Source organism: Streptomyces sp. JLBT605 (genome assembly GCF_058215555.1).
The window spans coordinates 6,072,485-6,088,069 of sequence record NZ_CM177087.1; the positions used below are offsets into that span (position 1 = coordinate 6,072,485).

The following is a 15,585-nucleotide window of genomic DNA, read 5'->3' on the forward strand; positions in this document are numbered from 1 at the left end:
GGCCGGCCGCCGCTGGTCCAGCCGATCGACCCGCAGCACTGGCGTAACCCCGACGACATGACGTGGGACGAGTACCGGCCGGTGCCCGGCACCGACTGGGCGAACCCCGAAGTCAAACCGACCAAGCGCATGTTCAAGGGCGCTCTGGTGCTCCTGGACTACCCCGATGAGGGGTTCTCGGTGAGCCAACCGGCCGGCTCGGCCCCGTTCGGCAATCCGCAGCCCAGCGCCGCCGGCATCCCCCGCGAGCGACTGCCCGCGTACTACCGGGACTTCCTCAACAAGCCCGGTGCGCTCAACCACGGGCACACCATCAACGAGTACTGGATGGAGGACTCCGGCGGCCGCTTCGGCGTCGACCTGACCGCCTTCGGTGTCTACCGCATGCCGGGGAAGTCCTACCAGTACGGCATCGAGCCGGGGATGAACCCCGACTCCTGCCCGCAGGGCGACAACTGCGGCAAGGACATCCGCGCCGACGCCCGGCGCGCCTGGATCGCCGACCAGGGCCCCGGCAAACCCGCGGAGTTCGACTTCGTCTTCTATCTGACCGCCGGGGTGGACGAGTCCTCCGCCTGGCAGGAGTTCGGCCCGATGAGGTTCCGCACCGCCGAGGAGGTGCCGGATGCCTGGGGGCCGCCGGCCCGCACCCCCACCGGCGGCAACGCGGCCAGGACCCGCTATGTGCCCTGGACGTCCTGGCAGGCGGCCGCCCGGATCTGGCCCAACGCCGCGAACGGCTCGTCCACCCAGGCCGAGAGCTCCGGCATGGCCACCTTCGCCCATGAACTCAGCCACATCCTGGGCATCGGCGACAACTACAACAACCCTTACGGCACTCCGCTGAGCCGCGCCTACACCGGCATCTGGGGCATGCTCTCCCGAGGCTCGTTCAACGGCCCCGGCGGACCGCACACCCGCTGGCGGATACCGGCCACCGGCGGCGGATCGATGGGCGCCCAGCACGTCCTGCGGGACAAGATGAAACTCGGCATCGTCGACGAGAAGAACGTCCTGCGCCTCGACCGCGACGCCCTGGCGGACTCCGGCCTCGTCGTCGCCCGTGTCACCGCACGCTCCGCGCCACCGGGCGAGCAGGGACTCAGCGGCGTCAACATCACCATGGACCGCGACCGGTCGCCGGCCTGTGACCGCGAGACCGACCCGCTGTGCGACGGCGGCGGTTACGAGAACTACACCGTCGAGGTCGTCGACCGCATGGGCATGGACTCCTTCACACCCGACAGCGGAGTGCTGCTCAGCAAGACCAAGAACGCCGACCGGGCCCCGTTCGCCTGGGTGATCGACGCGCACCCCGAGGACATCGGCCTGGTGGACTTCACCCGCCCCGACGGCACCCCGCAGAACATCACCATCGGCGACTACCGGCAGCTCAGCGACGCGCTCTTCCACGCGGGAGCCGACTCCGGCAGCTCGTATGAACACATCGACCAGGCCAACCGGCTGCACTTCTACATCCTCGACGTGCGGCGCGACGCCTCCGGCGTGCTCTCTTACACCATCGGCGTGAAGTCCCTGGACGGCTCGGGCGAGCGGCGGCGTGGGGTCGACCTCGGAGCGGGCACGGCGACGGGGAAACCGGCGGACGGCCGGGCGGTGTGCACCTTCGACCTCGCCAACACCGGGAGCGCCGCCCCGGGGGATCGAGGCGGCCACCCCGTGGCCGCCGACCGCTATCACTCCTCCGATGTGTACCGACTGGCGGCGAAGGTCTCCGGGCGCGGCTGGTCCGCCTGGCTCCCCAACCGGCTGGCCACCGCCGCGGCCGGTGACTCGACCCGCGTCCAGGTCGCGGTGACCGCCGGGGCGGACGCCGCGCCCAAGGGCAGGATCACCCTCACCGCGCGTTCGGAGAGCGACCCGGGCAAGACCGCCAGGGCCACCTGCTCGCTGACCGCGTCAGGACGCTGAGAGCACATCACGCCGGGCGGTCGTGGTCGGAGTGCGGCCACGACCGCCCGGCACCGGTGCCGGATGATGGTGCCGGGACGGCGACGACGGATCGGGAGAGGAACCGACATGGCTGACAGTGCGTTCGACGGTCACGGCGCCGCCGGGCGGGCGGCCCGGGGCGCGGCCGACGGCGAGCTGCCCCGCGAGGTCGCCGACGCGTACGTCGACGCCTTCGTCCGGCACGATCCGATCGCCGGAACCCTCCTCGGCGTGCCGGAGAGCGCGAGCGAGCTTCCCGACTTCTCCCCAGAAGGCCGGGAGGGCGTCGCCGAGCTCGCCCGCGCGACCCTGGCGCGACTCGGCGCGGCCGAGACCCGCCCGGGCGCGGACGAACCCGCGGAGCGCCGCTGCGCGCGGCTGCTGCGCGAGCGGTTGACGGCCGAACTCGCCCAGCACGAAGCGGGTGAGCACCTGCGCGAGGTCAACAACCTCTCCTCCCCGCTGCACCGGGTCCGCAAGGTCTTCACCCTCATGCCCACCAGCACCGAGGACGACTGGGCCGCGATCGGCCGGCGGCTGCGCGCGGTGTCCGACGCCTTCGACGGCTACCGGGACGCACTGGCCGAGGGCGTGCGGCGCGGCCTGCCCGCCGGAGCCCGGCAGGTGGCCGCCAACATCGGCCAGCTGGAGCAGTGGCTGGGCCCGGACGGCCGCTGGTTCGCCGACTTCGTCGCCGCCGGGCCGGAGCCCTTGCGCGCCGAGCTCGACGAGGCCGCGGAGGTGGCCACGGCCGCCGTCGCCGAATTGCACGACTGGTTCCTCAACGTCTACGGACCGCGAGTCACCGGCGCCCCGGAGGTGGCGGGGCCCGAGCGGTACGCCCGCTTCGCCCGCTACTACACCGGCGCCGACCTCGATCCGGGCGAGGCGTACGGATACGGCTGGTCCGAGTTCCACCGGCTGCTCGCCGAGATGCGGGCCGAGGCGGAGAGGATCCTGCCGGGGGCGGGCACCCCCTGGGAGGCGCTGGCCTGGCTGGACCGGCACGGCCAGGCCGTCGAGGGCGCCGAGGAGACCAGGGGCTGGCTCCAGGAGCTCATGGACGAGGCGATCGAGGCGCTGGACGGCACCCACTTCGATCTGGCCGGGCAGATCAGGCGCGTGGAGTGCCGGATCGCCCCGCCCGGCAGCGCCGCCGCGCCGTACTACACCGCGCCGTCCCTGGACTTCTCCCGCCCGGGGCGGACCTGGTTGCCGACGCGGGGCCGCACCCGCTTCCCCGTCCACGGCCTGGTGTCCACCTGGTACCACGAGGGCGTGCCCGGCCACCATCTGCAGCTGGCCCAGTGGACCCTGGCCGCCGGTGACCTCTCCCTGTACCAGACGAGGGTGGGCAGGGTCAGCGCCGACTGCGAGGGCTGGGCGCTGTACGCCGAGCGGCTCATGGACGAACTGGGCTTCCTCACCGACCCCGAGCGCCGGCTCGGCTATCTCGACCACCAGATGATGCGCGCCATCCGGGTCGTCATCGACATCGGCATGCACCTGGAGCTGCCCATCCCCGCGGACTCCCCCTTCCGGCCCGGTGAGCGCTGGACCCCCGCGCTGGCGCAGGAGTTCTTCGGCTGGTACTCCGGCCGCCCCGCCGACTACATCGAGAGCGAGATCATCCGCTACCAGGGCAGGCCGGGACAGGCCATCGGCTACAAGCTCGGCGAGCGGGCCTGGCTGCGCGCCAGGGAGACCGCTCGCGCCAAGCACGGCGCCGGATTCGACCTCAAGGCGTGGCACATGGCGGCGCTCTCCCAGGGCTCGCTGGGTCTGGACGACCTGGAGGCCGAACACTCCGCCCTCTGACACCCACCCCGGCCCGCGCCCCCGGCCCCCGGCGTCACCCGCCGGGGGCCGGGGGCGGGCAGCGCCGGGCTCAGGCGAAGTCGATGTTCACCGGGCCGGAGGTGCTGTCGAGGCCGTCGGACACGCAGTCATACGGTGTGGTGGTGGTGCCGACGTACTCGCCCACGACCGTGTCCCCCCGGAACTGCCCACCGGAGACCGTGCCGCGGATCGCGGTGACGATCTCCCCGCTCGGACGCAGGCTGACCAGGAACTCGCCGGAGACCGTGCTGGACGCGCCCGTGTTGTAGTCGAACCGCGCCGTGCCGGTGGCGGTCCCGCCGGTACAGCTGAGGGTGCCCGAGCCCTGGATGTTGACCGCGGCGTTGGTGATCTGCAGGTCCGCCGCGGAGGCGCAGGTGATGCCTCCGGTGCCGTGCAAGGTGGCCGGCTGCGCGGTGAACAGCAGCTCCGGGCTGTACTGAAAGCGCATCGTCCCGTTGCAGTGCAGGTCGCCGGGGGCCGCGTTGGCCGGGCTCGCGGCGGTGCCGGCCAGACCGGCCGAGCCCGCCAGCAGTACCAGTGCCGCCAGGGTGCGTCCTGTCCTCATGAACTGACCTCCTGTGTCGAGGGAGCATCCGGTGACCGCGGCCGATTGGCCCAGCCCTCTACCAGACGCCGCTTGAGCGCCTCTTGAGCCCGGATGCGCCACGCATCGTGTCGCCCGGGGCGGGGGGCGTCCAGGCGTCCGGTCGCCGCTGCCGCCCGCGCTCGCGGCGCCGCCTGGCCCCGGTTGTGCGCCTCGCGCGCTCGCGACGGCGCGGACGCCCGCGCGAGCGCCCCGACGCGTCGCCCAGCCGCGCTGGCCTGAACGTATCGATCATGGTCATCGGTCAAAGGTGTCGGTTTGCGGCGCTCCCCGGCCGAACCGGTCCTTCTGGCCTGAGTCATCGCAGATCAGGGCGGTGTGGCGGGCGTGGTGGCACGAAGAGGCATCGATCACGGCCGCAACCTCTCCCCACCTCTGCATGGCTGGATATGATCGGCCCTCCTCAGGCATCACCGAGCCGGACCGCAGGGCCACCGCGTCCCCAGGCGGTGCGTCATGTCCTGCTGGTGGTTGTCCCGTTCGTTCCGCTCACGAGGATTGATGACTCCGACACCGACCGAAGGCTCCGGCGAGCCGCCGGCACCACGACGACGGCGCACCATACGGCTGCGGACCATGCTCATCGGTCTCGCGGTGCTCACCACCGTGGCGATGGGTGCCCAGGTCCTGATCACCACGGACCGTCTGCTGGAGCAGTCGGACAACCTGCGCGCCGACGTCGCGGCGGGGGACCGCACCGGCGTGCCGCTCTACCAGCTCATGGTCGAGATGCAGGCCGAACGCGCGATGACCGCCGCGTGGTGGGCGGATTCCGGCATCTCCGCGCAGGAGCTGCGCAGCCAGCGCGCGGCCACCGACCGGGCGGTCGCCACCTTCCGCCGGTCGTCCGGCCCCGGCGAGGGGACCAAGCGCGCGGACCGTTACGTGGCGGGTGTCCGCGACCACCTCGACGAGCTTCAGGCCCGTCGGGAGAGCGCCGACTCCCGCCGCGGCAGCGCGGACCGGATCGTCGACTACTACACCGACGTGATCGACCAGATGATCCGCGTCTACCAGGCGTTCAGCCAGATGGACGACGCGGAACTCACCCAGGAGAGCCGGCCGGTGGTCGCGCTGCTGTCGGCCTCGGAGCAGCTGGCGCGTGAGGACACCACGCTCGCGCTCGCCGGCCCGTCCGGGGGCCTGACCACCGCGCGGTTCGCCCGGTTCATCAACGCCGTCGGCGCCCACCGCTTCCTGTACGAATCATCGATCGCCCCCGAGCTCCCCGCCGAAGACCGCGCGGTCTACGAGCGGTTGGCCGCCTCCGACGCATGGCAGACCCAGAACGCCGTCGAGGACGCGGTCATCTCCCACCACGAGGACCACGAGCACGGCGTCAAGCTGCCCGACGCCGTCCACGACTGGCGGTCCGCGCGCGAGCAGATCTCCCGGCAGCTCACCGAGCTCAACTCCAGCCGCCAGCAGGGCGTGCTCGCACACGCCGACGCCAAGGCGGACGAACTGGAGCGGGAAGTCACCTGGCTGGTCGCGGGAAGCGGCGCGGGACTGCTGTTCGTGGTGGTGGTCGTGGTGCTCATCACCCGCTCGGTGCTGCGCCGCATGAACAACCTGCACCGGCGCACGGTGACCGTCGCCGAGCGGACACTGCCGGAGATCGTGGCCCGGTTGCAGCGCGGGCAGTCCGTCGACGCCGGCACACTGCCCAGGCTCAGCGGCCGGCGGGACGAAGTGGGGCGCATCAGCGACGCCTTCGCCCAGGTCGTCGCCGTGTCCGTCGACGGCCACCGGCAGCTCGCCGACGAGCGGCACGGGTTCGGCCTGTTCGCCGCGGGCATCGCCTCCCGGACCGGAAACCTGGTCAGCCGGCAGCTGAGCCTTACCGAGGACCTCCAGGACGCCTTCGGCAACGACGAGGCACTCCTCGCCCAGCTGATGAAATCCGACCAGTTGACGGTGGGTATGCGGCGGCAGATCGAGAACCTGATCATCCTCACCGACGGCGAGGTCCCCGACCCGCACACCGATCCCATGCGCGTCGCCGACCTGCTGCGCGAGGCCGCGTCCGAGGTCGAGGATTTCCGGCGGATCGACCGGCAGGCGCTGGACGAGATCAGCGTCGAGCCCCGCGTGATCAGTCAGATCAGCCATCTGCTGGCCGAGCTGCTGGACAACGCCACCCGCTTCTCCCCGCCGGCCTCCAAGGTCGTCATCCGGGCGGAGACCGTCGCCGACGGGCTCTCCATCGAGGTCGAGGACCGCGGCCCGCGGGTCGCACCCGAGCGCTACGAGGAGATGAACGGCCGTCTGCACTCCGCTCCGCCCTACGCCGTGCTGGCCCAGAACGCCCACCGGCTCGGCCTCTTCGTCGTCGGCCACCTCGCCGACCAGCTCGGAGCCCGGGTCACGCTGCGCCGCTCGGCCTTCGGCGGGACGTCGGCCGTCGTGATCATTCCCTCGGAGCACCTGGTGCCCACCCCAGGTGAACCGGCGCCGCGGGCACCGGAGCCCGCCCCCGCGCCCCAGCCGCCCGGCGACGGCAAGCGCGAGCGCGTGCTGCACCTGCGCCCCGCTCCGGCGGACGAGACCCCGAACGACCGGCCGCGGACCGAAGCGGCCGCCGAACCGACCCCCAAGGAACACCGCCCCGCGCGGCCGACCCTGCCCCAGCGGGTCCCGCAGACCCATATCGCCGATCAACTGCGCGCGCCACGCGACACGGAGACGGTGGGCCAGGACACCGCGACACCCGAAGAGGTGGCCGACGCCTGGGCGGACTACGAGCAGGGCACCCGGACAGTGGAAGCAGAGCAGGGACAGGACCAGCGATGACGACGACACCCAACGACGCGATCTACAGCATCCTGGACAACAATCTGAGCCGGATCGCCGGCATCCAGGGCGCGGTTCTCCTGTCCAACGACGGCATAAAACTCAGCGCCTACCTGCTGGAACGGGACCAGGCCGAGCGGGTGGCCGCGGCGGCCTCCGGCATCGCGGCCACGATGAAGGCGATCTCCCGGGAGGTCGGCGGCGGTCAGGTGATCCGCCAGCTGGTCGAGATGGCCGACCGGTACCTGTGCATCGTCGGATGCGGCGAGGGCAGCACGCTCATCGTGGTGACCTCCCGCAAGGCCCGGCTCGGAGAGCTGGGCGGTGAGGCCGTGCGCGCCGCGCAGGCGCTCGGCGAGTGGCTGGGCACCCCGGACCGCGCGCCGACCCCGCACTCGTCATGACCGCTGAGCCGCGGCGCGGACCGCGCCGCACGCGGCTGTACGCCCTCACCGACGGGCGTACGGCCGCCTCCGGCACCGTCCTGACCATGGACACGATGATCACGGCGACGACCGCCGACGCCCCGGAAGGACTGTCCACCGAGTGGCAGACCCTCCTCGCGCTGTGCCGGCCGCCGGACGGAAGGGCGGTGGCCGAACTCGCCGCCCGCATGCACATGCGCCTCACCCCGATGACCCTGCTCCTCGGCGAACTCGCGGACCGCGGCCTGATCCGCCACCGGCCGCCGCTGGAGGTGTCCGAGACGTCCAATGTCCACCTGCTCATGAGAATCAGGGACAGCCTTGCCCGCATATGACACCACCGCAGCTCCGGAAGAGTCCCCGGTCAAGATCCTCATCGCGGGGGGTTTCGGCGTCGGCAAGACCACCCTCGTGGAGTCGATCTCCGAGATCGAGCCGCTGCGCACCGAGGAGCGGCTGACCACCGCGGGCGTGGGCGTCGACGACCTGGACGGCATCGAGTCGAAGACGTCGACCACCGTCGCGATGGACTTCGGGCGGCTCACCCTCACCGACGCGGGGGTCGTCCTCTACCTGTTCGGCACCCCGGGCCAGGAGCGCTTCTGGTTCATGTGGGACGACCTGCTGCGCGGGGCACTGGGAGCGATCGTCCTGGTCGACACCCGGCGCCTGGACCGCGGATTCCCGGCCGTCGACTTCTTCGAGAACCGCGGTCTGCCGTTCGTCGTCGGGGCGAACTGCTTCGACGGCGAGCAGGCGTACACCGCCGCGGAGATCCGGGCCGCGCTGCACCTCAGCGACCCGGACACGCCCGTTCTGATGCTCGACGCCCGCTCCCGGGAGGATGTCCGCGGCGCCTTGCTGGCCCTGCTGGAGCTGCTCATCGCCAAGGCGGGGACCACCTCGCCGCAACCCGTTCCGCAACCGCCTGACCTGCGGTGATCCCCGGCGGACGGCCGGCGGCGGAAGGCGGGTGCGCCGGGCGGCGGGCCGAGCGGCACCCGGCTCCAGGCCGTCCTATCCTGGGTGCGGGGCGGATCGGCAGCGGCGCCCAGGGGAGTCACCATGGCCACCACGAGATGGTTCTTCGAGCCCGGCCACACCAGCGCCGAATTCCGCGCCCGGCACATGATGGTCACCTATGTGCGCGGGCAGCTGAAGAACGTGCGCGGCTCGCTCGAGGTCGACCCGGACGCCCCGGAGGGGGCGCGGGTCGAGGCGACGATCGACGCCACCCAGGTCTACACCGGCCAGCCCCAGCGTGACGCCCATCTGCGCAGCGCCGATTTCTTCGACGTCGAGCACCACCCGAGATGGACCTTCGCCGGGACCGGCGTCCGTCAGCTGAGTCCGACGGAGTTCCTGCTCACCGGGGATCTCACCGTGCGGGGCGTGACGCGGCCGGTCACGCTCGACGTGACCTATCTGGGGCAGTGGGACACGCCGTGGTGGGAGGACGGCCGCGACCTGGGGCCGCGGCGGCGCGCCGGGTTCGCCGCGACCGCACGGATCAACCGGCAGGACTTCGGGGTGAGTTGGAACGACGTCGTCGACCGGGGCGGGGTGGTCGTCAGTGACATGGTCGAGGTGATGGTCGACGTCGAGGCGGTCCGCGAGGCGGAGCCGGAGGCGGGCGAGGCAGCGGGCCACCAGGCCGCCGAAGCGGCCCGGTGAGCCGGTCAGCCCAGCGGCTTGTCGAAGTTGAAGGCGGTGACGGCCAGCCGCTCACGGAAGTAGAAGCGGTGGGCGTCGGTGCGATGCGTCCCCGAGTCCAGGCTGAGGTTGGCGCAGCCCGCCTTGCGGGCGTGGTCTTCCAGGTGCGCGAGGAGGGCGTGGCCCACACCGGTGGAGCGCGCGGCGGTCGTGGTCACCAGGTCGTCGACGTACAGCTTGCGCAGGGTCGCGGTGGTGATCATCACGCGCCAGCCGGCGACGCCGAGGCAGGCGCCGTCATCGGCGAACGCGGCGGTGAAGCGCAGGCCCTGGCCGTGGCCCTGCTCGCAGACCTCGCGGAAGGTCTCCTCGGTGAGGTGCGGGCGCAGTTCGCGCAGCACCGGCAGGACGTCGCCGGTCAGGCGGGGGTCGCCGGGCTCCAGGTCGATGATCTTCATGCGCGCACTGTACGTCATCGGGATCGGACCGCGGCCTGCGCCCGGTACCGCCCGGGCGTCGTCCCGAATTCCCTGCTGAAGGCGTGCGAGAGGGCGTACGGGGTGCCGTAGCCGACCCGGCGGGCTATGGCGGCCAGCGGATCGGCGGTGTTACGGAGCAGGGCGGCGGCGGAGGTCAGCCGCCACCAGGTCAGGTAGGCCATCGGAGGGCGGCCCACCAGCGCGGTGAACCGCCGGGCCAGGGTCGGCCGGGAGACGCCTGCCTCGGCGGCCAGGCGCTCGATGGTCCACGGGGCGGACGGGTCCGAGTGCAGCGCCCGCAGAGCCGCGGACGCCACCGGATCGCTCAGCGCGGCCGGCCAGCCGCCGCCGGCGCTTTTCGCCAGCCAGGAGCGGATCATGTACACGAGCAGGAGGTCGAGCAGGCTGGGGACCGCCACCTGACTGCCGGGCCGACGCGCGTCCAGTTCCCCGCCCAGCAGCTCGATGGCGGCGCGGAGTTCGGGCTGGCAGCCCACCCGGTTGGGCAGGTGCACGACCTTCGGCAGCTCCGCCATGAGCGGGTGCACCCGCCGGTGGTCCAGCCGGTACTTGCCGCACAGCATCTCCACTTCCCCCGTGGTGGCCCCGTCGCCGCGTGGCTCGCGCCCGTCGAGCCAGCGCTCGAAAGGCACCGCCCGCGCCACGTCCGCCGGCTCCCGCGGGGAGTCGGCGATCACGTGCCCGGTGCCGTGCGGGAGGAGCACCGCGTCCCCCGCGCCCAGCGCGACCGGGTCACCGCCGCCGTCCGGCAGCAGCCAGCAGCCGCCCTCCAGGACGACGTGGAAGCCCGCGCCGTCGTACGGGGCGAAGCGCGTGCACCAATCCCCGCCCACCCGCAGCCGGTTGGAGGAGGGCTGTCCGATGCGCACGGCCGCGATCGCGTCACTCACCACATCCACCGGCCCAGCCTATCGAGTGGCATCAGTGATGAGACGAGCGCGTATCCGCATGAGCCGGAGAGACATTGAGAGGCTCAATCGATCTTCCTAGGGTCGATGGCATGAAGAGTGAGAGCGTGCCGGGCATGATGCTGGGCGAAGTCGAGGTCATCCGGGTCATCGAGTGGCAGGGCCCCCTGGTGCCCGCCCGCGGGCTGGTGCCGGAGTCCGGGGCCGAGGTGTGGAAGGACAACGAGGGGTGGCTGGCCCCGGACCACTGGGAGCCGGGCAGCGACCGGGCGGTGCTCGCCCTGCAGACCTGGGTGCTGCGCAGCGCCGGGCGGACCGTCCTGGTGGACACCGGGGTGGGCAACGGACGCGAGCGGCCCGGCATGCCGGAGTTCCACCACCGGCAGGGCGACTTCCTGGGCGAGCTGGCGCGGGCCGGCATCCGCCCGGACGATGTCGACGTCGTCGTCAACACCCACCTCCACGCCGATCACGTCGGCTGGAACACCGTCGGCGCCGACGGGGAGTGGGTCCCGGCCTTCCGCAATGCCCAGTACCTCATCCCGGCCGCGGACAACCACCACTTCGGGCCGGGCAACGGGTATGGGAAGGGGCTTCGGGAGGACGACCGGCTCATGTACCAGGACAGTGTCGCGCCGGTCCTCCGGGCCGGGCAGGCCGTGCTGTGGGACGGCGCGCACCGCATCGACGAGCACCTCACCCTGGAGGCCGCCCCCGGTCATACCCCGGGCTCCGGCGTGCTGCGGCTCGCGTCCGGGAGCGATCGGGCGGTCTTCGTCGGCGATCTGCTGCACAGCCCGGTGCAGATCCTCGACCCCGCCCACAACAGCTGCTTCTGCATGGATGCCGAACAGGCGGTGGCCAGCCGCCGGAGGATTCTGGAACGGGCCGCCGACGAGCGGGAGTTGGTGGTCCCCGCGCACTTCGGTGGGGCGGGCGCGGCGGAGGTCCGGCGAGCAGGGGGCGGGTTCGAGCTCCACGGCTGGGCGGCCCACGAGGGCATGAGCGGATCACAGTAAGCCTTATGGATCGGGCTCTGACATGCTCAGCGCCTTATAGGTGAGCGGTTCCCGGCGAGCCCGGGGCCGCTGGGAGTCGGCGTCAGGAGCGTGGGCCATGCGGACGATCGGGCTGATCGGCGGGATGAGCTGGGAGTCGACGGCGGAGTACTACCGGTTGCTGAACGAGTTCACCCGCGACCGGCTCGGCGGACTCCACTCCGCCCGGTGCGTGCTGTACTCGCTGGACTTCGCGGAGATCGAGGTGCTGCAGGCGGAGGGTCGCTGGGCGGAGGCGGGCGAGGTCCTGGCCGGGGCGGCGCGCTCGCTCGAGGCGGCCGGCGCCGACCTGGTACTCATCTGCACCAATACCATGCACAAGGTCGCCGACCGCGTCGAGGCGGCGGTCTCGGTGCCGCTGCTGCATCTGGCCGACGCCACCGCGGGTGCCGTGCGGGCGGCGGGCCTGCGCCGCGTCGGCCTGCTGGGCACCGCGTTCACCATGGAGCAGGACTTCTACCGGGGCCGCCTCGAGGCGCGCGGGCTCGATGTGCTCGCCCCCGAAGCCGACGGCCGGGCGCTCGTCCACCGGGTGATCTACGAGGAGTTGTGCCTGGGCGTCGTGCGGGGGGAGTCGCGCGCCGCGTTTCAGCGGGTCATCGAGGACCTCGTGGCGGCCGGCGCGGAAGGCGTCATCCTCGGCTGCACCGAGATCGAACTGCTCATCGGCTCCCAGGACAGCCCCGTCCCGGTCTTCCCCACCGCGCGCCTGCATGCCGAGGCGGCCGTGGACGCCGCGCTGACCTGATGTTCGTCGCACTAACGCCTCGTTGGGACGAGCGCAGGGGCGCAGCCCGCCAGTCGGGCGCGCGTCCGTGCGCCGTCGCAACCCATCACTCTTCGTGATCGATATGCACTAGAAATTACCGAGCGTGACGTCGGTAGAGCGTCGGTCACGGTCATCACGACAGCGAAGAGAATGAGGTAGCCCGATGTCGGTCGAGACGAGTGCACGCCCCACCGCCGGGGCCGCGGAGGAAGAGCGGGAGCAGCTGAGCCTCAGCACCGCGGCAGCGCGGAATCTGGCGACGACCACCAAGTCCGAACCTCAGATGCAGGGCATCAGCTCCCGCTGGCTGTCGCGCATGCTCCCCTGGGTGAACGTGGCGGGCGGCACCTACCGGGTCAACCGCCGGCTGTCCTACACGGTCGGCGACGGACGGGTGACGTTCCTCAAGACTGGCTCCAAGGTCCAGGTCATCCCCGAGGAACTGGCCGAACTGCCGCTGCTGCAGGGCTTCTCCGACGGCGGTGCGCTGGGCGCGCTGGCGGAGAAGTTCGCGCAGAAGGAGTACGAACCCGGCCAGATCATCGTGCACGAGGGCAAGAAGGCCGACCACGTGTACCTGATCGCGCACGGCCGGGTGGAGAGGATCACCGAAGGCCCGTACGGCGGTGAGAACATCGTCGGCGTGCTGGCCGACGGCGACACCTTCGGTGGGAAGGTCCTCGCCGGCGCCGGCGACAAGTGGGAGTTCACCGCCCGCGCGGCGACCCACACCACCGTGCTGGCGCTTCCCCACTCGGCGTACAAGGCGATCGCGGACCGCTTCGCGGCGCTCCGGGAGCACGTCGAGACGCGCGCCAACGGGCACCGGCCGGTGAACAGGCACGGTGAGGCGGACGTCACCATCCACTCCGGGCACAGCGGGGAGCCCTCGCTGCCGGGCACCTTCGTCGACTACGAACTCAACCCCCGTGAGCTCGAGCTGCAGGTGGCCCAGTCGGTGCTGCAAGTGCACACCCGCGTCGCCGACCTCTACAACCAGCCGATGAACCAGACCGAGCAGCAGTTGAAGCTCACGATCGAGGCGCTGCGTGAGCGCCAGGAGCACGAGCTGGTCAACAACAAGGACTTCGGGCTGCTCAACAACTGCGACTTCGACCAGCGCATCTCGACCCACGCCGGTCCGCCCACCCCCGACGACCTCGACCAGCTGATCAGCATGCGGCGCGGCACGAAGTTCATGTTCGCGCACCCTAAGACGATCGCCGCCTTCGGCCGCGAGTGCAACAAGCGCGGTATCTACTTCACGCCCATCGACATCAACGGCCACCACCTGCCCGCCTGGCGGGGGGTGCCGCTGCTGCCCTGCGGCAAGATCCCGATCTCCAAGAACAACACCTCGACCATCATCGCCATGCGTACCGGCGAGGACGACCAGGGTGTGGTGGGCCTGAACCAGATCGGCCTGCCGGACGAGTACGAGCCGGGCCTGAACGTCCGGTTCATGGGCATCAGCGAGCAGGCCATCATCTCCTACCTGGTCAGCACCTACTTCTCCTGTGCCGTGCTGGTGCCGGACGCGCTGGGCCTGCTGGAGAACTGCGAGATCGCCTGGGCGAACGGGGGCTGACGGCGGTGTCGTTGATGTCACGGTCCGCCGCGCCCGCGGCAGACCACGAACTGGCGCGGATGGTGGCGGCGCTGCTGTCCGACCCGAGGCGTCCCGGCAGCAGGGACATCCTCGCCGCCCGGCGCAGACCTCCCGCACCGGCGGTCTCCCGGCTGCGGGCCGGCCCGGCGGGGCTGGGCACCTCGGCGGCGCGGATCCCTGCCCCCGCGCCGCCGACGGTGCCCGCCCGGCCGGGCGCCGCTCCTGGCCGGCCGGCTGCGCCCCTGCCCGGCACCGCCACTCGCCGCACGGCGCCCCGCACCGCCGCCACCAACGGCACCGCGCCGCCCGGCGCGGGCGCACTCGGCGCCGCCGGCCAGGGCGTACCGTCCCGCATCCCCGGCGGGCCCACCGGGCTGGGCAGCTCCGCCGCCCGCCTGGCGGCCGCCGGCCGTCCGGAGACCGGTCGCCCGCGGGCCGCGGAGCAGCGGCGCGACGGCGCACCGGCGGCGGAGCGGAAGCAGGAGCCCGCGTCCAGGCCGGTGCTGTACTGCCCGCCCGCCTTCCGCGACGACCCCGCCCTCGGCGAGCTGGTCAACGAGCGGCTGGTCGAGTGGGCCGAGGAGGTCGGGATCTATCCCGGCCGGCTGGACATGGTGCGTTCGGCCAACTTCGGGCGCCTGATGATGCTGGCCCATCCCGAGACGGACGACCCGGACCGGCTGCTGGCAGCCGCCAAGTGCGGCCTGTCCGAGTGGGCCGTCGACGACCACATCGTCGACTGCGAGGTGGAGGAGCCCCGGCACGAGGAGATGGGCAGGCGGCTCGCCATCTGCCACTCGGTGATCGACCAGGCCCAGCTCCCGCTGGCCTACGCGCCCCAGCTGGAGCGGGTCGTGCGGCAGGACCCGGTCGCCAGGGCGCTGCGCTCCTCCCTGGACAACCTCCTCGACCACGCCTCGACGACACAGGTGCGCCGCCTCCGCCACGAGCTGGCCATCATGTTCGTGGCGTACAACCAGGAGGGGGTCTGGCACACCCAGCGGCAGACCCCGCCGGTGTGGGAGTACCTGATGCACCGGCACGAGAACAGCTTCATCCCGTGCATGGTGCTGGTCGACGCCATCGCCGGCTACGAGGTCCCGATGGCGGAGTTCTCCGATCCCCGGGTGCGCCGCGTGTTCAACCTGGCCGGCACCGCCACCGTGCTCATGAACGATCTGTACTCGATGGGCAAGGAAGACCCCACGGACTTCAGCCTTCCCATGCTGATCGCCGCCGAGGAGCAGTGCTCCATGGAAGAGGCGGTCGAGCGGAGCGTCCAGATCCACGACGAGCTGATGCACACCTTCGAGGCGGAGGCGGCCGCTCTGGCCGCGGCCGGCTCCCCGGAGCTGGGCCGCTTCCTGGCCGGGACCTGGGCCTGGGTGGGCGGCAACCGGGAGTGGCATGCCGGAAGCGCCCGCTACGCGATGGCCGACTGACCTCATCACCGCCCCCCACCCATAAGGAG

General features: G+C 71.9%; 14 protein-coding genes. 11 read left to right on the top strand and 3 right to left on the bottom strand.

Annotation, left to right across the window (positions count from 1 at the left end):
• Positions 1-57: 57 nt before the first annotated feature.
• Both AC4BDD_RS26560 and AC4BDD_RS26565 read left to right on the top strand, forming a co-directional pair.
• The gene (locus tag AC4BDD_RS26560; protein WP_490687979.1) at positions 58-1,932 is read left to right on the top strand and encodes a M6 family metalloprotease domain-containing protein; all 1,875 of its coding nucleotides are present in this window, start codon (positions 58-60) and stop codon (positions 1,930-1,932) included.
• A gap of 108 nt (positions 1,933-2,040) precedes the next feature.
• Entirely contained in the window at positions 2,041-3,771 is a 1,731-nt protein-coding gene (locus AC4BDD_RS26565) for a DUF885 domain-containing protein (protein ID WP_490687980.1), read from the top strand.
• A gap of 70 nt (positions 3,772-3,841) precedes the next feature.
• On the opposite strand, the gene AC4BDD_RS26570 is transcribed toward AC4BDD_RS26565, so the two are convergent.
• Entirely contained in the window at positions 3,842-4,360 is a 519-nt protein-coding gene (locus tag AC4BDD_RS26570) for a hypothetical protein (protein ID WP_490687981.1), read from the bottom strand.
• 540 nt (positions 4,361-4,900) lie between these two features.
• Here AC4BDD_RS26570 and AC4BDD_RS26575 point away from each other — a divergent pair.
• The 5 genes from AC4BDD_RS26575 to AC4BDD_RS26595 all read left to right on the top strand — a co-directional run bounded on the left by AC4BDD_RS26575 (position 4,901) and on the right by AC4BDD_RS26595 (position 9,291).
• Complete coding sequence (locus AC4BDD_RS26575; protein WP_490687982.1) at positions 4,901-7,192, top strand: sensor histidine kinase; 2,292 nt, start codon at positions 4,901-4,903, stop codon at positions 7,190-7,192.
• A complete protein-coding gene (locus AC4BDD_RS26580; protein ID WP_490687983.1) occupies positions 7,189-7,596 on the top strand; it encodes a roadblock/LC7 domain-containing protein in 408 nt (135 codons plus the stop codon). Before AC4BDD_RS26575 ends, AC4BDD_RS26580 begins: the two co-directional genes overlap by 4 nt.
• Positions 7,593-7,952: a DUF742 domain-containing protein gene (locus AC4BDD_RS26585; RefSeq protein WP_490687984.1), complete on the top strand. Its 360-nt coding sequence runs from the start codon at positions 7,593-7,595 to the stop codon at positions 7,950-7,952. Before AC4BDD_RS26580 ends, AC4BDD_RS26585 begins: the two co-directional genes overlap by 4 nt.
• A complete protein-coding gene (locus tag AC4BDD_RS26590; RefSeq protein ID WP_490687985.1) occupies positions 7,939-8,559 on the top strand; it encodes a GTP-binding protein in 621 nt (206 codons plus the stop codon). The genes AC4BDD_RS26585 and AC4BDD_RS26590 overlap by 14 nt, the downstream gene beginning before the upstream one ends.
• Positions 8,560-8,682: 123 nt before the next feature.
• On the top strand, positions 8,683-9,291 hold the full coding sequence (locus AC4BDD_RS26595) for a YceI family protein (RefSeq protein WP_490687986.1): 609 nt from the start codon (positions 8,683-8,685) through the stop codon (positions 9,289-9,291).
• Between the two features lie 5 nt (positions 9,292-9,296).
• Here AC4BDD_RS26595 and AC4BDD_RS26600 read toward each other — a convergent pair whose 3' ends face one another.
• Both AC4BDD_RS26600 and AC4BDD_RS26605 read right to left on the bottom strand, forming a co-directional pair.
• The gene (locus tag AC4BDD_RS26600; protein ID WP_490687987.1) at positions 9,297-9,728 is read right to left on the bottom strand and encodes a GNAT family N-acetyltransferase; all 432 of its coding nucleotides are present in this window, start codon (positions 9,726-9,728) and stop codon (positions 9,297-9,299) included.
• A 14-nt stretch (positions 9,729-9,742) separates the two neighbouring features.
• A complete protein-coding gene (locus tag AC4BDD_RS26605) occupies positions 9,743-10,669 on the bottom strand; it encodes an AraC family transcriptional regulator (protein WP_490687988.1) in 927 nt (308 codons plus the stop codon).
• A 101-nt stretch (positions 10,670-10,770) separates the two neighbouring features.
• Between AC4BDD_RS26605 and AC4BDD_RS26610 the strand changes: the two genes are divergently transcribed.
• The 4 genes from AC4BDD_RS26610 (at position 10,771) to AC4BDD_RS26625 (ending at position 15,556) form a co-directional block, all read left to right on the top strand.
• The gene (locus AC4BDD_RS26610; protein WP_490687989.1) at positions 10,771-11,697 is read left to right on the top strand and encodes an MBL fold metallo-hydrolase; all 927 of its coding nucleotides are present in this window, start codon (positions 10,771-10,773) and stop codon (positions 11,695-11,697) included.
• Positions 11,698-11,794: 97 nt separating this feature from the next.
• The gene (locus AC4BDD_RS26615) at positions 11,795-12,484 is read left to right on the top strand and encodes an aspartate/glutamate racemase family protein (protein WP_490687990.1); all 690 of its coding nucleotides are present in this window, start codon (positions 11,795-11,797) and stop codon (positions 12,482-12,484) included.
• Positions 12,485-12,668: 184 nt separating this feature from the next.
• Positions 12,669-14,093 carry a family 2B encapsulin nanocompartment shell protein gene (locus AC4BDD_RS26620; protein ID WP_490687991.1) on the top strand — a complete coding sequence of 475 codons (1,425 nt, stop codon included), beginning with the start codon at positions 12,669-12,671 and terminating at the stop codon, positions 14,091-14,093.
• Positions 14,094-14,107: 14 nt separating this feature from the next.
• Positions 14,108-15,556, top strand: coding sequence for a family 2 encapsulin nanocompartment cargo protein terpene cyclase (locus AC4BDD_RS26625; RefSeq protein WP_490687992.1), 1,449 nt, complete (start codon positions 14,108-14,110; stop codon positions 15,554-15,556).
• Positions 15,557-15,585 lie beyond the last annotated feature (29 nt).